The organism is Streptomyces sp. NPDC035033 (assembly GCF_040636735.1).
In the GTDB taxonomy this organism is placed as follows: Bacteria; Actinomycetota; Actinomycetes; order Streptomycetales; family Streptomycetaceae; genus Streptomyces.
Map to the genome: position 1 here is coordinate 33,449 of NZ_JBEZUZ010000055.1, position 16,401 is coordinate 49,849.

Genomic DNA, 16,401 nt, shown 5'->3' on the forward strand with positions numbered 1-16,401 from the left:
GGGTGAAGGCACCGGGCCCGGCCGGGCAGACTGGGGCCATGGCGATCCTCCCCGCGCACCCGCGTCCCCGCATCGGACTCGTCGGCACCGGCCCCTGGGCCGCCCGCACCCACGCCCCGGCGCTCGCCGCCCACGAGGGGGTCGAGTTCGCCGGGGTGTGGGGCCGGCGCCCGGAGGCCGCCGCTGAACTGGCCGCGGCCTCCGGCACGCGCGCGTACGAGGACCTGGACGTCCTCCTGGCGGAGTGCGACGCCGTGGCGGTGGCGCTCCCGCCGGACGTCCAGGCCACCGTCGCCGCCCGCGCGGCCCGGGCCGGCTGCCACCTGCTCCTCGACAAGCCGCTGGCCACGACGGTCACGGCGGCCCGCGAGGTCGTGGCGGCGGCGGAGAAGGCGGGCGTGGCCTCGGTCGTCTTCTGCACCCTGCGCTTCGCCCCGGAGACGGCCCGCTGGATCGAGGAGCAGCGGGCGGCGGGCGGCTGGTACGTGGCCGAGGCCCGCTGGCTCGGCTCCCTCTACGCCGCCGGCTCCGACAGCCCCTACGCGGCCTCCCCGTGGCGGCGCGAGAAGGGCGGCCTGTGGGACGTGGGCCCGCACGTCCTCTCGGTCCTCCTGCCGGTCCTCGGCGACGTGACGTCGATGACGGCGGCGCGGGGCCCGGAGGACACCCACCACCTGGTCCTCCGCCACGCCTCGGGCGCGAGCAGCACCGCGACCCTGTCCCTGAGCGCCCCGCCCGCGGCGGCGGGCGCGTCGATCACCCTGCACGGCACGGCGGGCCGCGCCGGCCTCCCGTCCTGGAACGGCGCGGTGGAGGCGTACGCCTGCGCCGTCGACGCCCTCCTCACGGCCGCCCGCACCGGGGACCCCCACCCCTGCGACGCCTCCTTCGCCCTCCGCCTCACCGAACTCCTCACGGAGGCGGAAGCCCGCGCGACGACGGCCTGACGGACCCGGCACCGGAGCGGGGCCGGGCCACGACGCCCCGGCCCCGGGCCCGTCCTCGGGCGCGGCGCAGGGGCCCCGGCTAGCCGCGTCCGAGGGCGTCCCGCACGGCCTCCTCGGACCGCGCCACCACGGCCGTCCCGTCGTCGGCGGTGATGATGGGCCGCTGGATCAGCTTCGGGTGGGCGGACAGCGCCTCGATCCACCGCTTCCGGTCACCCGGCTCCCGCCCCCACTCCTTCACGCCCAGCTCCTTGGCGACGGCCTCCCCGGTGCGCGTGATGTCCCACGGTTCGAGCCCCAGCCGGTCGAGCACGGCCCGGATCTCCTCCGCGGAGGGCACGTCCTCCAGGTACTTCCGGACGGTGTAGTCGGCCCCCTCGGCGTCGAGCAGGGTGAGTGCGCTCCGGCACTTGGAACAGGCGGGATTGATCCAGATCTCCATGGCCCCAAAGTACCCCCGGACCCCGCCCGACCAGGCTCGATTGTCAGTGCCGGCGCCTAAAATAGGAGCTGAAGGCAAGGGCCCCGGGGAGGGCCCCCGCCACCGTTCGCCAGGAGGTAGCCCATGGCAGCAGCCGTGATCCGCAGGCCGTCCATCGAACCCTTCACCCCGCTCCAGAAGAAGCCCCTCCCGGCGGGCCGCCCGCGTGAGTGGTACGTCACCCACAACCGCCGCCTCAAGGCCATGCGCCTCACGATCGCCCTGCTCGACGCCGGCGTCTACGTCCCGTCGAAGGCCACCAACGCCGTGATCCGCACCATGGCCGAGCGCATAGGCATCCACCCGCCCTCGGACACCACCTGCCGCATGGTCCGCGCCCTCATCCGCTACAGCCGCTGACCCCACCGGACACGGCGAGGGCCGCCGCCCCCGGGAGTCCCGGGAGCGGCGGCCCTCAGCGGTGCTTCGGCGCGCCTCGCGGCTTAGAGGTCGAAGTAGAGCTCGAACTCGTGCGGGTGCGGGCGGAGCTGGATCGGGGCGATCTCGTGGGTGCGCTTGTAGTCGATCCAGGTCTCGATCAGGTCGGAGGTGAAGACGCCGCCGGCCTGGAGGTACTCGTTGTCCTCCTCCAGGGCCTTGAGGACGGCCTCCAGGTTGGTCGGGACCTGCGGGACGCTCGCGTGCTCCTCGGGGGCGAGCTCGTAGAGGTCCTTGTCGATCGGCTCCATGGGCTCGATCTTGTTCTTGACGCCGTCGAGGCCCGCGAGGAGCAGCGCGGAGAAGGCGAGGTACGGGTTCGAGGACGGGTCCGGCGCGCGGAACTCGACGCGCTTGGCCTTCGGGTTCGAGCCCGTGATCGGGATGCGCATGGCGGCGGAGCGGTTGCGCTGCGAGTAGACCAGGTTGACCGGCGCCTCGAAGCCCGGGACCAGGCGGTGGTAGGAGTTCACCGTCGGGTTGGTGAAGGCGAGCAGCGACGGGGCGTGCTTGAGGATGCCGCCGATGTAGTAGCGGGCGGTGTCCGACAGGCCCGCGTAGCCGGCCTCGTCGTAGAAGAGCGGGGCGCCGTTCGACCACAGCGACTGGTGGACGTGCATGCCCGAGCCGTTGTCGCCGAAGATCGGCTTCGGCATGAAGGTCGCGGTCTTGCCGTTCCGCCAGGCGACGTTCTTGATGATGTACTTGAACAGCATCAGGTCGTCGGCCGAGGCGAGCAGCGTGTTGAACTTGTAGTTGATCTCGGCCTGACCGGCGGTGCCGACCTCGTGGTGCTGGCGCTCGACCTGGAGGCCGACCTTCTCCAGCTCCAGGGACATCTCGGCGCGCAGGTCGGCGAAGTGGTCGACCGGCGGGGCCGGGAAGTAGCCGCCCTTGTAGCGGACCTTGTAGCCCCGGTTGTCCTCCTCCTTGCCGGTGTTCCAGGCGCCGGCCTCGGAGTCGATGTGGTAGAAGCCCTGGTTCGCGGAGGTCTCGAAGCGGACCGAGTCGAAGACGTAGAACTCCGCCTCCGGGCCGAAGTACGCGGTGTCGGCGATGCCGGTGGAGGCCAGGTACGCCTCCGCCTTCTTCGCGATGTTCCGCGGGTCGCGGCTGTAGGCCTCGCCCGTGATCGGGTCGTGGATGAAGAAGTTGATGTTGAGCGTCTTGTCGCGGCGGAACGGGTCCAGGCGGGCCGTGGAGAGGTCCGCGCGCAGCGCCATGTCGGACTCGTGGATGGCCTGGAAGCCGCGGATCGACGAGCCGTCGAAGGCCAGCTCCTCGGACGGGTCGAAGGCCGTCGCCGGGATCGAGAAGTGCTGCATCACGCCGGGAAGGTCGCAGAAGCGGACGTCGACCATCTTGACGTCCTCGTCCTTGATGAACTTCGCGACCTCGTCGGCGTTCTGGAACCCGTGCTTGGACATCCAACTCCTCCTACTCCCGGCCCGGGGAGGGGCGGGGTTGCAGCTCGGTGATGCACCAGTGCGGTGGCGCACGCTCGGACCCGACCATAGGCAGGCGGGATTTCTCAAGCATGACCCATTTGTTTCGTCGAAGTTAACCGACCCGGCGGCAGCCGGCGCGGGCCGCGCCCCATCCGCACCCGGACCGAAGTGATCGAAAACGGGCGCAGTACGGTGGTCGGGTGGACAACAGGCAAGCACTCGGATCGTGGCTCTCCGGCCCCCGTGCCGCGGCGGAGCAAGCAGGCGTGGACTTCGGCTACCGGGGGCAGCAGCTGGGCCTCCCCGAGGAGGGACCCGGCTCCATCGCCCGTCCCGGGGCGCGGCTCGGCGCGCTCGCCGTGGACTGGGGCCTGTGCCTGCTGATCGCATACGGTCTCCTCACCGACGGCTACGGCCAGACGACCAGCAACTGGGCCCTGCTCATCCTGTTCGTCCTGAACGCCCTGACCGTCGGCACCGTCGGCGCCACCCCGGGCAAGCTCCTCTTCCGGCTGCGGGTCGTCTCGGTCCACGGCGGCCGGCTCTCGCTGCCCCGGGCCGTGCTCCGCGCGGCCCTCACCTGCCTGGCGATCCCCGCGCTCGTCTGGGACCGGGACGGCCGCGGCCTCCACGACCGCTTCTCCGGCGCCGTCCAGATCCGGGTCTGACCCGGCCCGCCGACCCGGTACGCCGAAGGGCGGTGCCCCGGACCCGCGAGGTCCGGGGCACCGCCCTTCTCGTCCGTGGACGCGCGCGTGCGCGTCAGCGCATCTTTCCGCCGCGCGGCATCTTCATGCCCTTGGGCATCGGGCCCTTCGGCAGCGGCATGTTGCTCATGAGGTCGCCCATCGCCCGCAGCCGGTCGTTGGCGGCCGTCACCTGGGGGCCGCTGAGCAGCCGGGGCAGCTTCAGCATCTTGGTGCGGACCTTCTTGAGCGGGACCTGGCCCTGCTCCTCGTCGTTGCCGACGACGATGTCCGTCACCGGCACGTCGACCAGGATGCGGGCCATCTTCTTCTTCTCGGCCGCGAGGAGGGGCTTCAGCCGGTTCGGGTTGCCCTCGCCGACCAGGACGATGCCCTGGCGGCCGACCGCGCGGTGCACGACGTCCTGGTTGCGGTTCATCGCGACCGCCGGGGTCACGGTCCAGCCGCGCCCGATGTTCTGCAGCACCGCCGCGGCGGCGCCCGGCTGGCCCTCCATCTGCCCGAAGGCCGCCCGCTCGGCGCGCCGCCCGAAGACGATCGCCATCGCCAGGAGCGCCAGGACGAAGCCCAGGATGCCCAGGTAGACCGGGTGGCCGATCAGGAAGCCGATACCGAGGAGGACGCCGAGTACGACGATGCCCACGCCGGCGACGACGAGCCCGACCTTGGGATCGGCCTTCCGGGTCATCTTGTACGTGAGGGCGATCTGCTTCAGTCGCCCGGGGTTCGCGGCGTCAGCGCCGCCCGTGTTTGCCTTCCTCGCCATGCCTTGAAGTCTACGTGGCCCGGGACGTCCGGCCCGACGCGGCCTCCAGGACATGCTGGGCCTCCATGCGGTCCTTGGCGCGGCGGCGGTCCTCCAGGACGGAGGTCCAGGCGTTGCGGCGGGCGGTGCGCTGCCCGCCGCCGAGGAGCAGCGCCTCGACGGCCCGGAGGGTGCCGGTGACGGACGGGAGGGCACGGAGGCGGACATGCGACGACGCTGCGGCCGGCATGAGGGGTCCTCTCTCGATCGCGGATGAGACGAGGTGGGGGAGCGAGCGGATGGTGGCGGTGCGTGGAACCATGCTCACAGAACGGTGTTACCAGGGCATGACCCGACGGTCAAACACTGATGAAACGCCGATGCGGTCCCCCCGGACGGCGGAGCGGCCCGCACGGCCCGCTGAACTGCGGGGCCGTACGGGCCGCTCTCCGATACGCACTACCGACAGGTAACGACCTGTGCGGGGATTCACACCGGCGTCACACCGCCTGCGCGGCCTCCACCGCCGTGCCGCGCTTCTCGGAGCCCTCGGTCGCGCTCCGCCTCGCCACCGCTCCGGCCGCGTGTCCGCCCTCGTTCCTCGGGCGGACCCACGACCTACGCTCCGGCTCGGCTGCGCAGCTCCATCGCCTGCTGGTACAGACGGCCCGCGCGGTACGACGACCGGACCAGCGGGCCCGACATCACGCCGGAGAAGCCGATCTCGTCGGCCTCCTCCTTCAGCTCCACGAACTCCTGCGGCTTCACCCAGCGCTCCACGGGGTGGTGCCGGACGGAGGGGCGCAGGTACTGCGTGATCGTGATGAGTTCGCAACCGGCGTCGTGCAGCTGCCGCAGCGCCTCGCTGACCTCCTCGCGGGTCTCGCCCATGCCGAGGATCAGGTTCGACTTCGTGACCAGGCCGTAGTCACGGGCCTGCCGGATGACGTCCAGCGAGCGCTCGTAGCGGAAGCCGGGGCGGATCCGCTTGAAGATCCGCGGCACCGTCTCCACGTTGTGCGCGAAGACCTCGGGGCGGGAGGCGAAGACCTCCGCCAGGAGCTCCGGCACCGCGTTGAAGTCGGGGGCGAGCAGCTCGACCTTGGTGCGGCCGGCGGCGCGCTCCGCGGTCTGCTGGTGGATCTGGCGCACGGTCTCGGCGTACAGCCAGGCGCCGCCGTCCTCCAGGTCGTCGCGGGCGACGCCGGTGATGGTGGCGTAGTTCAGGTCCATCGTGACGACGGACTCGCCCACGCGGCGCGGCTCGTCCCGGTCGAGGGCCTCCGGCTTGCCGGTGTCGATCTGGCAGAAGTCGCAGCGCCGGGTGCACTGGTCACCGCCGATGAGGAAGGTCGCCTCGCGGTCCTCCCAGCACTCGAAGATGTTGGGACAGCCCGCCTCCTGGCAGACCGTGTGCAGGCCCTCGCTCTTCACGAGGCTCTGCATCTTGGTGTACTCCGGACCCATCTTCGCGCGGGTCTTGATCCACTCGGGCTTGCGCTCGATGGGGGTCTGGGCGTTCCGGACCTCCAGGCGCAGCATCTTGCGTCCGTCGGGGGCGACTGCGGACACATCGGCTCCTGTAGCTTCGATTCTTCGGCGCCCACCAGGGTACGCCCGTTGCTTCCATGCCTTGCTACGTCTGGCCAACCCGTGGCCAGAGCTCGGCATTCCTAGGCCGGGGCCCGTTCCGTCTCGCGCGCGATCTCCCGCGGCTTGGGTTCCGCGTTCTCCAGCACGTCCCGCAGGTGCCGCTCCACCACCGGGAGGACCTCCTCGACGGTGACGTCACGGCCCAGCTCGTTGGCGAGCGAGGTGACGCCCGCGTCGCGGATGCCGCAGGGGATGATCCGGTCGAACCAGGCGTTGTCCGGGTTCACGTTGAAGGAGAAGCCGTGCATGGTGACGCCCTTGGCGACCCGGATGCCGATGGCGGCGAGCTTGCGGTCCTCGCGGCGCTGGCCGGCGTTGGACGGGGCGTACTCGGGGCCGTTCAGGCGCGGGTCGAACTCCTCGTCGGTCAGCCGCGGGTCGAAGTCCAGCGAGAGCCCGCCGAGGGCCGGCCGCCGCTCGACCGGGTCGCCGAGGACCCAGACGCCGCTGCGCCCCTCGACCCGGGTGGTCGCCACGCCGAACTCGGCGGCGGTGCGGATCAGCGCCTCCTCCAGGCGGCGCACGTGCGCGACCACGTCCACCGGGCGGGGCAGCTTGAGGATCGGGTAGCCGACGAGCTGGCCGGGGCCGTGCCAGGTGATCTTGCCGCCGCGGTCGACGTCGACGACCGGTGTCCCGTCGAGCGGCCGCTCGTTCTCGGCCGTGCGCCGGCCGGCCGTGTAGACCGGCGGGTGCTCCAGGAGCAGACAGGTGTCGCCGGTCTCGTCGGCGAACCGCGCGGCGTGCACCTCGCGCTGCTTGTCCCAGGCCGCCTGGTACTCGACGGCGTTCTCGCCGAAGCCCAGGCGGACGAATTGCAGCTCACTCACGGCCATGCCTCCTCCTGGGTGTCCGCGGCCGGCTTCCGGGGATCGTCCCGGGGCGGGAGCCGGCCCGGCACCCTGCGTTTTACGCGCCCATGCCACTGTACGGCGACACGGTGCGAACCCTTCGGGCAGGTGGAGCGGGGCTTTGTCACCGCGGGACGACAACGAGGGTTCCGGTTCCTCACACGATCGGATGAATGTGGGGCGTAGCTGCTGGTACGGGCCGGGATGACCGCTACATTCACGCCGTTCCATGAGGGTCGAAACGGGCTGCCACCTGCGCCCGGAAGGCAGGAGACCGCACAGCCGATGACGGAACGACCACCGCAGCGCGTCCCGAACCGCCAGCTCGCCGCGCTCATCGCCGAAGCCGGGTTCTCCAACGCGGGACTCGCCAGAAGGGTGGACCAGCTCGGCCTGGAACACGGACTCGACCTGCGGTACGACAAGACGTCCGTGACCCGCTGGCTCCGCGGCCAGCAGCCGCGCGGCACCACCCCCGCCCTCATCGCCGAGGTCTTCACCCGCCGGCTCGGCCGCCGGCTCTCCGCCCAGGACCTCGGCCTCGACGCCTGCGCGCCCGTCTACGCGGGCCTGGAGTTCGCCGCCACCCCGGAGGAGGCCGTGGACATCGTCAGCGGGCTCTGGCGCAAGGACTCCGGCAGCCACGCCGAACTCCGCAAGATCGCCTTCACCCCGGCCGGCCTCGTCGTGCCCAGCCGGGACTGGCTCATCGGCCGCGCCGACGACCGGGTCGCCCGCGGCGAACCCGCCCCCGTGCCGGTGGTCCGCCCCGGCGCCCCGGCCCGCCCCGACCCCCGCGTCCCGCTCCAGGGCCGGTACTCCGTCCCCCGCCAGCGCGGCACCGAACGCGGCCCCGGCCAGCGCGTCACCGCCGGCGACATCGCCGCCCTCCGCTCCGTCGGCGACCTCTTCCGCACCCTCGACCACGCCTACGGCGGCGGCCACGCCCGCCAGGCCCTCGTCCGCTACCTGGAGCACGAGGCCGAGCCCATGCTCCGCGGCACCTACGGCGAGGCCACCGGCCGGCGCCTCTTCGCCGCCGCCGCCGACCTCACCCGGCTCGCCGGCTGGACCTCGTACGACATCGCCGCCCACGGCCTCGCCCAGCGCTACTTCGTCCAGGCGCTGCGCCTCGCCCAGGCCGCCGGGGACCGGGCCTACGGCTCGTACGTGCTCCTCACCATGAGCTGTCAGGCCGTCTACCTCGGCCACGGGCGCGAGGCCGTGCAGCTCGCCCGGGTCGCCCAGCAGGGCGTCGGGCCCGCCGCGCCGCCCGTCGTCCAGGCGATGCTGCACGCCGTCGAGGCCCGCGGCCACGCCGTCCTCGGCGAGGCCCGGGCGTGCAGCGCCTCCCTCGTCCGTGCCGAGCGGGCCCTGGAGGCCGCCCGGCCCGGCGACGAGGTCCCGCACTGGGCCCGCCCCTTCGACGAGGCCCAGCTCGCCGACGAGCTGGGCCACTGCCACCGCGACCTCCAGCAGTACCGCCCCGCCGCCCAGCACGCCGAGCGGGCCCTCCAGCTCCGCGCCCCCGGCTACGCCCGCAGCCGCCTCTTCTGCCGGGTCGTCCTCGCCACCGCCCGGCTCGCCCTCGGCGAGCTGGACCAGGCGTGCGCGCTCGGCGCCGAGGCCGCCCAGCAGGCCGCCGAGATGCGCTCCGCCCGCGCGATCGAGTACGTCCGCGACTTCGAGCGCCGCCTGGAGCCCTACCGGGACGCCCCGCCCGTCCGCACCTACCGCGACCGGGTGGCCGCCCTCGGCTGAGCCGGACCCGGCCTCAGGCCGCCTCCTCCTCCGTCCCCTCCCACACCGCCGGGCGCAGGCCCAGGTCGGCCAGGACGGCGCCGGCGGCCCGCTCCGCGGAGGCCAGCGTGGAGCGCAGGGTCCCCGCGCCCCGGTGGTCGCCGCACACGTACAGCCCCGCGAGGAGCCGCACCGAGCGGCACGGGTCGTGCCCCGGGGGCGTGGCCAGGACCGCGTCCCGGGTGTGGTGCAGGGCCAGCAGCTCCCACTCGTCCGTCGACGTGCCGTAGAGCGCCGCCAGGTGCTTGCGGACCCGCCGCTCGGTGTCGTCGGGCGGCGTCCCGAGGACCGTCGAGGTGATCAGCGCCCGGCCCGCCGGCGCCCGCGTCGGGTCCACCGCGCTCATCACCGCCGTGTGCGCCACCGGCCCGCCCGGGTCCGCCTCCACCAGGAGCGCCGGGTCCGCCGTCGGCGCCGCCGGCGCCGTGTGGTGCAGCACCGTCACCGCGTGGTACGCCGGGACCCGCAGGCCCGGCAGCAACTCCGCCGCCGTCCGCGCCCCCGTCGCGAGGACCACCGCCCGGCAGCCGACCGTGCCGTGCTCCGCCGTCGTCACCCGCGCCGCCGACACCTCCGTGACCCGGACCCCGGTCCGGACCGTGCCCGGCGGCAGCTCCGCCGCCAGCCGCTCCGGGACCGCCGCCGCCCCGCCCTCCGGCACCGAGATCCGGCCCCGCGCGAAGGCCCGCAGCGCCAGGTCCGCCCGCCGGCTCGACACCGCCAGGTCCGGATCGGCGAGCAGCGCCGCGACCAGCGGCCGCACCACCCCCTGCACGGTCCGCGCGGGCAGCCGGCCCGACAGCGCCTCCCGCGCGGTCCGCTCCGGCCGGGCGAGCAGCCGCTGCGTCGGGGTCGCCGCGAGCCGCACCAGCGAGGCGCCGAGCCGGGCCTGGTCCAGCGAGGCAGCCGGATGCCGGGGGGCGCTCGCGAGGGCGCGCGCCATGGTGAACGCTCCCCCCACGCCCCGGTGCGCGCCGGAGCGGCGCGGGTGCGGGGCGCCCCAGCGCGCGTACCGCCCGTCGGAGTGGACGATCACGCCGGGCGCGAAGGGGCGCGGCACCACCCCGTCGAGGCCCGGCAGGGCCCGCAGCTCCTCCGGCGAGAGGGTGAGCAGCCGGCCCACCCGGTCGAGCCGGAAGCCGTCGGCCGTGCCGGTGGCGTGCCGTCCGCCGATGGCCGGCTCGGCCTCCAGGACGGCGACCGAGAGCCCCGCCCCGGTCAGCCGCCGGGCCGCCGCGAGCCCGGCGACGCCGGCGCCCACGACGACGACGTCCACGTCCCCGAGGCCGGAGCCCCCGGCGTACGCCGCCCGCCGGGGCCCGGGGACGGCCGCGGGTGCCGTGCCGTCCGTGGCCTCCGGCACGGAGGCGACCTCCGTGGCGTCGTCCGCGTGCTGTGCCTGCTGTGCGCTGCGTGCGGTACTGAGCACGTGCCCCTCCCCAGGTCTGCGCCGCCTGTTGGGGGCCTATGCCCCCAACCGGCCCCCGGAATGCCCGAGTTCGCGATCCGTGTCGACTGGTGGGCAACGAGGCTAGGCAGCGCTCCCACGGCGGCGGGCCCGCGCGCGGCGGGCTTGCCGCAGCACGGGGGAGCGCAGGGAGCGCGGGGACCGGCTCAACGGGCCGCGGCGGCCCGGATCGAGGCGTCGATGGTGGGGAAGGCGAAGGCGAAGCCGGAGGAGAGCAGCCGCCCCGGGACCACCCGCTGACTGCCGAGGACGTCCGCCGCGAAGTCCCCGAGGGCCAGCCGCAGGGCGGGCGCGGGGACCGGGAAGGGGGTGGGGCGGCGCAGCACCCGGCCCATCGCCGCGGTCACCTCGCGGTTGGTGACCGGTTCGGGCGCCGTCAGGTTCACCGGACCGGACAGCGAGGGGGTGTCCATCAGGTGCCGCAGCGCGGCGACCTCGTCGTGGAGCGAGATGAAGGACCAGTACTGGCGGCCGTCGCCCATCCGCCCGCCGAGCCCGGCCCGGAAGACGGGGAAGAGCCGCCCCCAGGCGCCGCCCTGACGGGCCACCACCAGTCCGGTGCGGGCGTACGTCACCCGGATCCCGGCCTCCTCCGCGGGCGCCGCCGCGGCCTCCCACTCCACGCACACCGAGGGCAGGAAGCCGGTGCCGGCCGGGGCGCTCTCGTCCACCGCGCGGCTGCCGGTGTCGCCGTAGAAGCCGAGGGCGGTGCCGCACACCAGCGTCTCCGGCGGCTCGGCGAGCCCGGCGAGGGTCCGCGCGATCGCGGTGGTGCCGAGCACCCGGCTGTCCCGGATCTCCTTCTTGTACGCCTCGTTCCACCGGCGCTCGCCGACGCCCGCGCCCGCCAGGTGCACGACCGCGTCCACGCCGACGAGCCCGGCGCCGTCCACGTACAGCCGCTTCGGGTCCCACTCGACCTCGTCGGCGGTCCGGGCGGGCCGGCGCACCAGCCGGAGGACGTCGTGCCCGTCGGCGCGGAGGGAGCGGACGAGGGCGGCGCCGATGAGCCCGGAGGCTCCGGTGACGGCGACGCGCTTGCGGGTGGCGGAAGGCTGCATGCGCCCATCCTGCCGGGTGGGGCCCGGACGTGGCAGAGTGGCGGGTATGACCGAGCCGGAGACCGTCGTGATCCGAGCCGCCCTCCCGGGCGACGCCGAGCCGCTGGGCCTGCTCGACCGGGAGACCTGGTCCCCGCTCCACGCGGTGCTGCCCGCGCCCTCGGAGCCGTACCCGCCCTTCTTCGACGAGCGCCACCGGCCCGAGGACCACCTGGTGGCCGAGCGCGGCGGCGTCCTCCTCGGCTACGTGCGGCTGGGCCGGCCGACCCCGCTCGCCTGCAACGCCCACGTCCGCCAGATCCAGGGCCTCGCCGTCGCCGGCGCCGTCCGGGGCCAGGGGGTGGGCCGCGCCCTGCTGCGCGCCGCCCTGGCGAAGGCCCGCGCCGACGGCGCCACCCGGATCACCCTGCGGGTCCTCGGCCACAACGTCCCGGCCCGCGCGCTCTACGAGGCCGAGGGCTTCGCGGTGGAGGGCGTCCTGCCCGGCGAGTTCCTCCTCGACGGCGCCCCCGTCGACGACGTCCTGATGGGCCGGTCGCTCAGCTAAGCCCGGTCCCCGTTCCAGAGGGCCACCCCGCCCATCAGCTCGCGCAGGCAGCGCAGGGCGAGGGCGGCGGGGGAGCCGGGTCCCTCGACGGGGGCGTCGGACTCGGCCCAGCTCTCCAGGGCGATACGGATCGCGTCGGTGGCCGCCGCGGCCGCCAGGCGCACCTCCAGCGGGTCGGCCTCCGGTCCGGCGAGGACGGCCAGGACCTCGCGCAGCCGCTCCTCCGACTCCTGGTTGACCCGGTACCAGACGGCCCGCAGCGCCGGGTCCTCCGCCGAGGCGCGCAGCAGCCCGCGGGTCCAGCGCAGCCCCTCGACCCCGGCCTCGTCCACGGGGGTGAGGGAGTCGGCGACGGAGCCCTCCAGGGCCTGCGCCAGGGGGGTGCCGGGGCCGGTGGCGGCGAGCGCGTCCCGCCAGCGGTCGGCGCCGCCCGCCAGGAGCGGGGCGACGGCGTCCTGCTTGGAGCGGAAGTAGCGGTAGAAGGTGCGCAGGGCGACCCCGGCCCGCTGGGCGATGGACTCGGCGGTGGTGCCGTCGGGACCGTGCTCGCTGAACAGCTCGGCCGCCGCGCGGGCGATGTCCAGCTGGGTGGCGGCCTTGCGGCGCTGGGTCAGGGTGGGCGGCGCGGGCGTCGGTTCGGGTCGGTCGGTCACCGTACGAGAGTACGCCCGCACCCAGGGGGAGTGCATGAAGTGCAGGTGTGGCAAAACGTGCCACTTGGGCGTACGGTGGCATGCACGTCGAAAAGCTTGACATCGAGAGGTCGCCGCCATGAACCAGCTCACCCGTTTCGAAAACCGTCGCTCGCTCGTCACCGGCGGCGGCTCCGGCATCGGCCAGGCCACCGTCCTGCGCATGCTCGCCGAGGGCGGCCGGGTCGTCGCCGCCGACATCAGCGAGGACGGCCTCAAGGACACCGCCGCCAAGGCGGGGGAGGCCGCGGACCGCCTCACCACGGTCGTCGTGGACGTCGCCGACGAGGCGTCCGTCCGGGCCGGCGTCGCCGCCGCCGTCGAGGCCCTCGGCGGCCTGGACGTGCTGGTCAACGCGGCCGGCGTGCTCCGCTCCTCGCACACCCACGAGACCGGCCTGGACGCCTTCGAGCAGGTGATCCGGATCAACCTGACCGGCACCTTCCTCATGATCCGCGAGGCGATACCGGCGCTCCTGGAGGGCCACGACTCCGCCGTCGTGAACTTCTCCTCCACCTCCGCGATGTTCGCCCACCCCTACATGGCGGCCTACGCGGCCAGCAAGGGCGGCATCCAGTCCATGACCCACGCCCTCGCCGCCGAGTACGCCAAGCGGGGCATCCGCTTCACCGCCGTCCAGCCCGGCTCCATCTCCTCCGGCATGACCGACGGCTCCGGTGCCAGCAAGCAGTCCATGGGCCCCGGCCTCCCGGCCGACGCCGACATGTCGCTCTTCATGAAGCTCGCCCCCGCCCTCGGCCAGGGCTTCGCCGGGCCCGAGACCGTCGCCGGCGTCGTCGCGATGCTCGCCAGCGAGGACGGCCGGTTCATCACCGGCACCGAGGTCCGCATCGACGGCGGAACCCACTTCTGACGTCCGCCGCCGCCCGCACCGGGCCCCCGCCGGCCTCCTCGCCGGCGGGGGCCCGCCGTCACGACGGCCCGAACCGCTCCCACAGCCGGGGCAGCCGCTCCGCGAGCGCCGCCTCGTCGGACAGGTCCAGGGGGACGCCCTCCGGCTCCCCGGCCGGCATCACGAGCCCCAGGTCCGGGGTCTCCGTCCCGGTCAGCGTCTCGTAGGACTCGTCCGCCGCGAAGCCCAGCTCCTCGCCGTCCCCGTCCAGCTCCGGATCGAAGTCGTCGAGCAGCTCGGCCAGCTCGTCCGGATCCGCCACACCGCCCTCGTACACCTCCCGGCCCTGGCCGATCAGCCAGCAGCGGAAGGCGTCGAACCCCTCCTCGCGCTCCCCCCGGCCGTCGAGCAGGACCGCCGCCGCGCCCCACACGTCCCAGTGGTAGGCGCGGTTGAAGCGGGCCTCGAAGTGGCGCGCGTAGTCGAGGACCGTCTCCGGATCCAGCCGGGTCAGCCGTTCCACGAGCAGATCGGCCTGCTCGTCGGAGTCGCCCCCGGCTTCCTCACGGGTGGCGTCGATGATCTCCCAGAACTCGGTCTCGTCCATCACGGCACCAGCATCCTGTCTCCGCGACGGCGACGCACCCGGAAACCCCGGATTCCATCCGGACAGAAGATGTCGGGTATTCCTGCCAGCCTGAGGGACATGACGACCGACAGCACCACCGACACCAAGCCGCTGCACGGACGGATCTGCCTGGTGGCCGGAGCCACCCGGGGCGCCGGGCGGGCCATCGCCGTCCAGCTCGGCGCCGCCGGCGCCACCGTCTACGTCACCGGCCGCACCACCCGCGACAAGGTCAGCGAGGTCGGCCGCGCCACCGAGACCATCGAGGAGACCGCCGAGCTGGTGACCGCCGCCGGCGGCGAGGGGATCGCCGTCCCCACCGACCACCTGGAGCCCGGGCAGGTCCGCGCCCTCGTCGACCGGATCGACCGCGAGCGCGGCCGGCTCGACGTCCTCGTCAACGACGTCTGGGGCGGCGAGCACCTCCTCATCGACACCTTCGGCAAGAAGACGTGGGACATCGACCTCACCGACGGCCTGCGGATGCTCGAACTCGGCGTGCGGACCCACCTCATCACCTCGCACGCCGCGCTGCCGCTGCTCAACCGGCATCCCGGCGGCCTCGTCGTCGAGGTCACCGACGGCACCACCGCCTACAACGGCACCCACTACCGCGAGAACCTCTTCTACGACCTCGCCAAGAACGCCCCCCTCCGGATGGCCTTCGGCCTCGCGAAGGAACTGGCCGGCTCCGGCGGAACGGCCGTCTCCGTCAGCCCCGGCTGGCTCCGCTCCGAGCAGATGCTCGCCCACTTCGGCGTCACCGAGGAGAACTGGCGGGACGCGACGGAGCAGCTCGCCGACTTCGCCGTCTCCGAGTCCCCGGTCTACGTCGGGCGGGGCGTCGCCGCCCTCGCCGCCGACCCCGACCGCGCCCGCTGGAACGGACGGTCGCTCGACAGCGGCCTGCTCGCCAGGGAGTACGGCTTCACCGACGCCGACGGCTCCCGGCCCGACTCCTGGGGCTTCATCCTCGCCAAGGAGACCGACCCCGACACCAAGGTCGAGGACTACCGGTAGGCAGCCCGCACCGGTCACCTTTCACCGGTCGTCCTCACCGGTACCGCTCGGCCGTCGCGCGGGCCGCCTCGGCGAACCGCTCGCGCAGGGAGGCGGGGGCCACCACCTCCGCCTCCGGGCCGAGCCCGAACAACTGGCCGAAGGCGACCTCCTCGTTCTCCACCCGGAGCGTCACCGCCACCCGGCCCTCCCCGTCCGGCACCGCGCCCGCCAGCGCCTCCTGGGCCGCCGCCCGGTCCGTCACGTGCGGCAGCCGGCGCGCCCCCGCCTCCGTCAGCCGCAGTCCGACCTCGGCCCGCAGCAGCGAGCGCGCGAACTCCGCCGACCGCTCCGCCCAGAAGGCGTCCAGCGCGAACCCCGGATCGCGGTCGAACCGCTCCTCGCCGACCGCCACCGCCGTGAACCGGTCCACCCGGTAGGTGCGGTACGAGCCCGCCGCGCGGGCGCACACGTACCAGACGCCCGCCTTCAGCACGAGCCCGTACGGCTCCAGCTCCCGCTCGACCTCCGTGCCGTCCCGCCGCCGGTAGCGCGCCGACAGCCGGCGATCGTCCCAGACCGCCTCCGCCACCGCCGGCAGCAGCTCCGGCGTCTCCGGCTCCTGGTACCAGCCCGGCGCGTCCAGGTGGAAGCGGCGGGCCGCCGAACCCGGCGCGTCCGCCAGCGAGGGCAGCAGCGCCGCCGACACCTTCAGGCGCGCCGCCGAGGCCGCGTCCTGGAGCCCCATGTCCCGCAGCGCGCCCGGCAGTCCGGAGAGGAACAGCGCCTCCGCCTCGTCCTTCGCGAGCCCGGTCAGCCGCGTGCGGTACCCGCCGACCAGCCGGTACCCGCCGGTCCTGCCCCGCTCCGAAAACACCGGAACCCCCGCCTCCGAGAGGGCGAGGGCATCACGGGTGACGGTCCGCTCCGACACCTCCAGCTCGGCGGCGAGTTCGGCCGCCGTCATGGAGCCGCGGTTCTGGAGGAGCCCGTGGGGGCGCCGAGCTGGGCGAGGGCGGCGTGGAAGAGGGCGGGATCGGGTTTGCGGATCCCGTGGTCGGAGGAGACCACGACCGTCGGCAG

Annotated in this window: 17 protein-coding genes and 1 pseudogene; 7 read left to right on the forward strand and 11 right to left on the reverse strand. The window is 74.2% G+C overall.

Going from position 1 to position 16,401, the window contains the following annotated elements; all coding sequences use genetic code 11:
* Positions 1-38 precede the first annotated feature (38 nt).
* On the forward strand, positions 39-947 hold the full coding sequence (locus AB0E83_RS22045) for a Gfo/Idh/MocA family oxidoreductase (RefSeq protein WP_362114326.1): 909 nt from the start codon (positions 39-41) through the stop codon (positions 945-947).
* Positions 948-1,026: 79 nt separating this feature from the next.
* On the opposite strand, the gene AB0E83_RS22050 is transcribed toward AB0E83_RS22045, so the two are convergent.
* Positions 1,027-1,389 carry an arsenate reductase family protein gene (locus AB0E83_RS22050; protein WP_362114329.1) on the reverse strand — a complete coding sequence of 121 codons (363 nt, stop codon included), beginning with the start codon at positions 1,387-1,389 and terminating at the stop codon, positions 1,027-1,029.
* 123 nt (positions 1,390-1,512) lie between these two features.
* Here AB0E83_RS22050 and AB0E83_RS22055 point away from each other — a divergent pair, with 123 nt between their 5' ends.
* Positions 1,513-1,788 (forward strand): hypothetical protein, encoded by a 276-nt coding sequence (locus AB0E83_RS22055; RefSeq protein ID WP_362114331.1) that lies wholly within the window; start codon positions 1,513-1,515, stop codon positions 1,786-1,788.
* 83 nt (positions 1,789-1,871) lie between these two features.
* On the opposite strand, the gene glnA is transcribed toward AB0E83_RS22055, so the two are convergent.
* Positions 1,872-3,293 carry a type I glutamate--ammonia ligase gene (gene glnA / locus AB0E83_RS22060; RefSeq protein WP_362114334.1) on the reverse strand — a complete coding sequence of 474 codons (1,422 nt, stop codon included), beginning with the start codon at positions 3,291-3,293 and terminating at the stop codon, positions 1,872-1,874.
* A gap of 221 nt (positions 3,294-3,514) precedes the next feature.
* Between glnA and AB0E83_RS22065 the strand changes: the two genes are divergently transcribed.
* Positions 3,515-3,982: an RDD family protein gene (locus AB0E83_RS22065; protein WP_362114337.1), complete on the forward strand. Its 468-nt coding sequence runs from the start codon at positions 3,515-3,517 to the stop codon at positions 3,980-3,982.
* A 94-nt stretch (positions 3,983-4,076) separates the two neighbouring features.
* Here the strand turns inward: AB0E83_RS22065 and AB0E83_RS22070 are convergent, their stop codons facing one another.
* The 4 genes from AB0E83_RS22070 to lipB form a co-directional block, all read right to left on the reverse strand.
* Positions 4,077-4,787, reverse strand: a complete 711-nt coding sequence (locus AB0E83_RS22070; RefSeq protein WP_362114340.1) for a DUF4191 domain-containing protein — start codon at positions 4,785-4,787, stop codon at positions 4,077-4,079.
* Positions 4,788-4,797: 10 nt separating this feature from the next.
* Complete coding sequence (locus AB0E83_RS22075; protein WP_362114343.1) at positions 4,798-5,016, reverse strand: hypothetical protein; 219 nt, start codon at positions 5,014-5,016, stop codon at positions 4,798-4,800.
* Between the two features lie 368 nt (positions 5,017-5,384).
* Entirely contained in the window at positions 5,385-6,338 is a 954-nt protein-coding gene (gene lipA, locus AB0E83_RS22080; protein WP_362114346.1) for a lipoyl synthase, read from the reverse strand.
* 101 nt (positions 6,339-6,439) lie between these two features.
* Positions 6,440-7,249, reverse strand: a complete 810-nt coding sequence (gene lipB, locus AB0E83_RS22085; protein WP_362114349.1) for a lipoyl(octanoyl) transferase LipB — start codon at positions 7,247-7,249, stop codon at positions 6,440-6,442.
* A gap of 306 nt (positions 7,250-7,555) precedes the next feature.
* Here lipB and AB0E83_RS22090 point away from each other — a divergent pair, with 306 nt between their 5' ends.
* The gene (locus AB0E83_RS22090; RefSeq protein WP_362114352.1) at positions 7,556-9,031 is read left to right on the forward strand and encodes a regulator; all 1,476 of its coding nucleotides are present in this window, start codon (positions 7,556-7,558) and stop codon (positions 9,029-9,031) included.
* A gap of 13 nt (positions 9,032-9,044) precedes the next feature.
* Here the strand turns inward: AB0E83_RS22090 and AB0E83_RS22095 are convergent, their stop codons facing one another.
* Positions 9,045-10,346 (reverse strand): NAD(P)/FAD-dependent oxidoreductase, encoded by a 1,302-nt coding sequence (locus tag AB0E83_RS22095; protein ID WP_362114373.1) that lies wholly within the window; start codon positions 10,344-10,346, stop codon positions 9,045-9,047.
* Between the two features lie 338 nt (positions 10,347-10,684).
* The gene (locus AB0E83_RS22100; RefSeq protein WP_362114355.1) at positions 10,685-11,599 is read right to left on the reverse strand and encodes a TIGR01777 family oxidoreductase; all 915 of its coding nucleotides are present in this window, start codon (positions 11,597-11,599) and stop codon (positions 10,685-10,687) included.
* Between the two features lie 46 nt (positions 11,600-11,645).
* On the opposite strand from AB0E83_RS22100, the gene AB0E83_RS22105 reads away from it, so the two are divergent.
* Complete coding sequence (locus AB0E83_RS22105) at positions 11,646-12,146, forward strand: GNAT family N-acetyltransferase (protein WP_362114358.1); 501 nt, start codon at positions 11,646-11,648, stop codon at positions 12,144-12,146.
* On the opposite strand, the gene AB0E83_RS22110 is transcribed toward AB0E83_RS22105, so the two are convergent.
* Positions 12,143-12,799 carry a TetR family transcriptional regulator gene (locus AB0E83_RS22110; RefSeq protein ID WP_362114361.1) on the reverse strand — a complete coding sequence of 219 codons (657 nt, stop codon included), beginning with the start codon at positions 12,797-12,799 and terminating at the stop codon, positions 12,143-12,145. The genes AB0E83_RS22105 and AB0E83_RS22110 overlap by 4 nt on opposite strands.
* 118 nt (positions 12,800-12,917) lie before the next feature.
* Here AB0E83_RS22110 and AB0E83_RS22115 point away from each other — a divergent pair, with 118 nt between their 5' ends.
* Positions 12,918-13,712: an SDR family oxidoreductase gene (locus AB0E83_RS22115; protein ID WP_362114364.1), complete on the forward strand. Its 795-nt coding sequence runs from the start codon at positions 12,918-12,920 to the stop codon at positions 13,710-13,712.
* Positions 13,713-13,770: 58 nt separating this feature from the next.
* Here AB0E83_RS22115 and AB0E83_RS22120 read toward each other — a convergent pair whose 3' ends face one another.
* Positions 13,771-14,298 carry a DUF4240 domain-containing protein gene (locus AB0E83_RS22120; RefSeq protein ID WP_362114376.1) on the reverse strand — a complete coding sequence of 176 codons (528 nt, stop codon included), beginning with the start codon at positions 14,296-14,298 and terminating at the stop codon, positions 13,771-13,773.
* 99 nt (positions 14,299-14,397) lie between these two features.
* On the opposite strand from AB0E83_RS22120, the gene AB0E83_RS22125 reads away from it, so the two are divergent.
* On the forward strand, positions 14,398-15,339 hold the full coding sequence (locus AB0E83_RS22125; protein ID WP_362114367.1) for an SDR family oxidoreductase: 942 nt from the start codon (positions 14,398-14,400) through the stop codon (positions 15,337-15,339).
* Positions 15,340-15,373: 34 nt separating this feature from the next.
* On the opposite strand, the pseudogene AB0E83_RS22130 reads toward AB0E83_RS22125, so the two are convergent.
* A pseudogene (locus AB0E83_RS22130) lies at positions 15,374-16,306 on the reverse strand (WYL domain-containing protein); the annotation flags it as partial.
* Between the last annotated feature and the right edge of the window lie 95 nt (positions 16,307-16,401).

What these genes read in the sequence shown, in the direction of transcription:
- AB0E83_RS22045 (WP_362114326.1), top strand. Translation starts at nt 39, where the DNA reads ATGGCGATCCTCCCCGCGCACCCGCGTCCCCGCATCGGACTCGTCGGC.
- AB0E83_RS22050 (WP_362114329.1), bottom strand. Translation starts at nt 1,389, where the DNA reads ATGGAGATCTGGATCAATCCCGCCTGTTCCAAGTGCCGGAGCGCACTC.
- AB0E83_RS22055 (WP_362114331.1), top strand. Translation starts at nt 1,513, where the DNA reads ATGGCAGCAGCCGTGATCCGCAGGCCGTCCATCGAACCCTTCACCCCG.
- glnA (WP_362114334.1), bottom strand. Translation starts at nt 3,293, where the DNA reads ATGTCCAAGCACGGGTTCCAGAACGCCGACGAGGTCGCGAAGTTCATC.
- AB0E83_RS22070 (WP_362114340.1), bottom strand. Translation starts at nt 4,787, where the DNA reads ATGGCGAGGAAGGCAAACACGGGCGGCGCTGACGCCGCGAACCCCGGG.
- AB0E83_RS22075 (WP_362114343.1), bottom strand. Translation starts at nt 5,016, where the DNA reads ATGCCGGCCGCAGCGTCGTCGCATGTCCGCCTCCGTGCCCTCCCGTCC.
- AB0E83_RS22090 (WP_362114352.1), top strand. Translation starts at nt 7,556, where the DNA reads ATGACGGAACGACCACCGCAGCGCGTCCCGAACCGCCAGCTCGCCGCG.
- AB0E83_RS22100 (WP_362114355.1), bottom strand. Translation starts at nt 11,599, where the DNA reads ATGCAGCCTTCCGCCACCCGCAAGCGCGTCGCCGTCACCGGAGCCTCC.
- AB0E83_RS22105 (WP_362114358.1), top strand. Translation starts at nt 11,646, where the DNA reads ATGACCGAGCCGGAGACCGTCGTGATCCGAGCCGCCCTCCCGGGCGAC.
- AB0E83_RS22115 (WP_362114364.1), top strand. Translation starts at nt 12,918, where the DNA reads ATGAACCAGCTCACCCGTTTCGAAAACCGTCGCTCGCTCGTCACCGGC.
- AB0E83_RS22120 (WP_362114376.1), bottom strand. Translation starts at nt 14,298, where the DNA reads ATGGACGAGACCGAGTTCTGGGAGATCATCGACGCCACCCGTGAGGAA.
- AB0E83_RS22125 (WP_362114367.1), top strand. Translation starts at nt 14,398, where the DNA reads ATGACGACCGACAGCACCACCGACACCAAGCCGCTGCACGGACGGATC.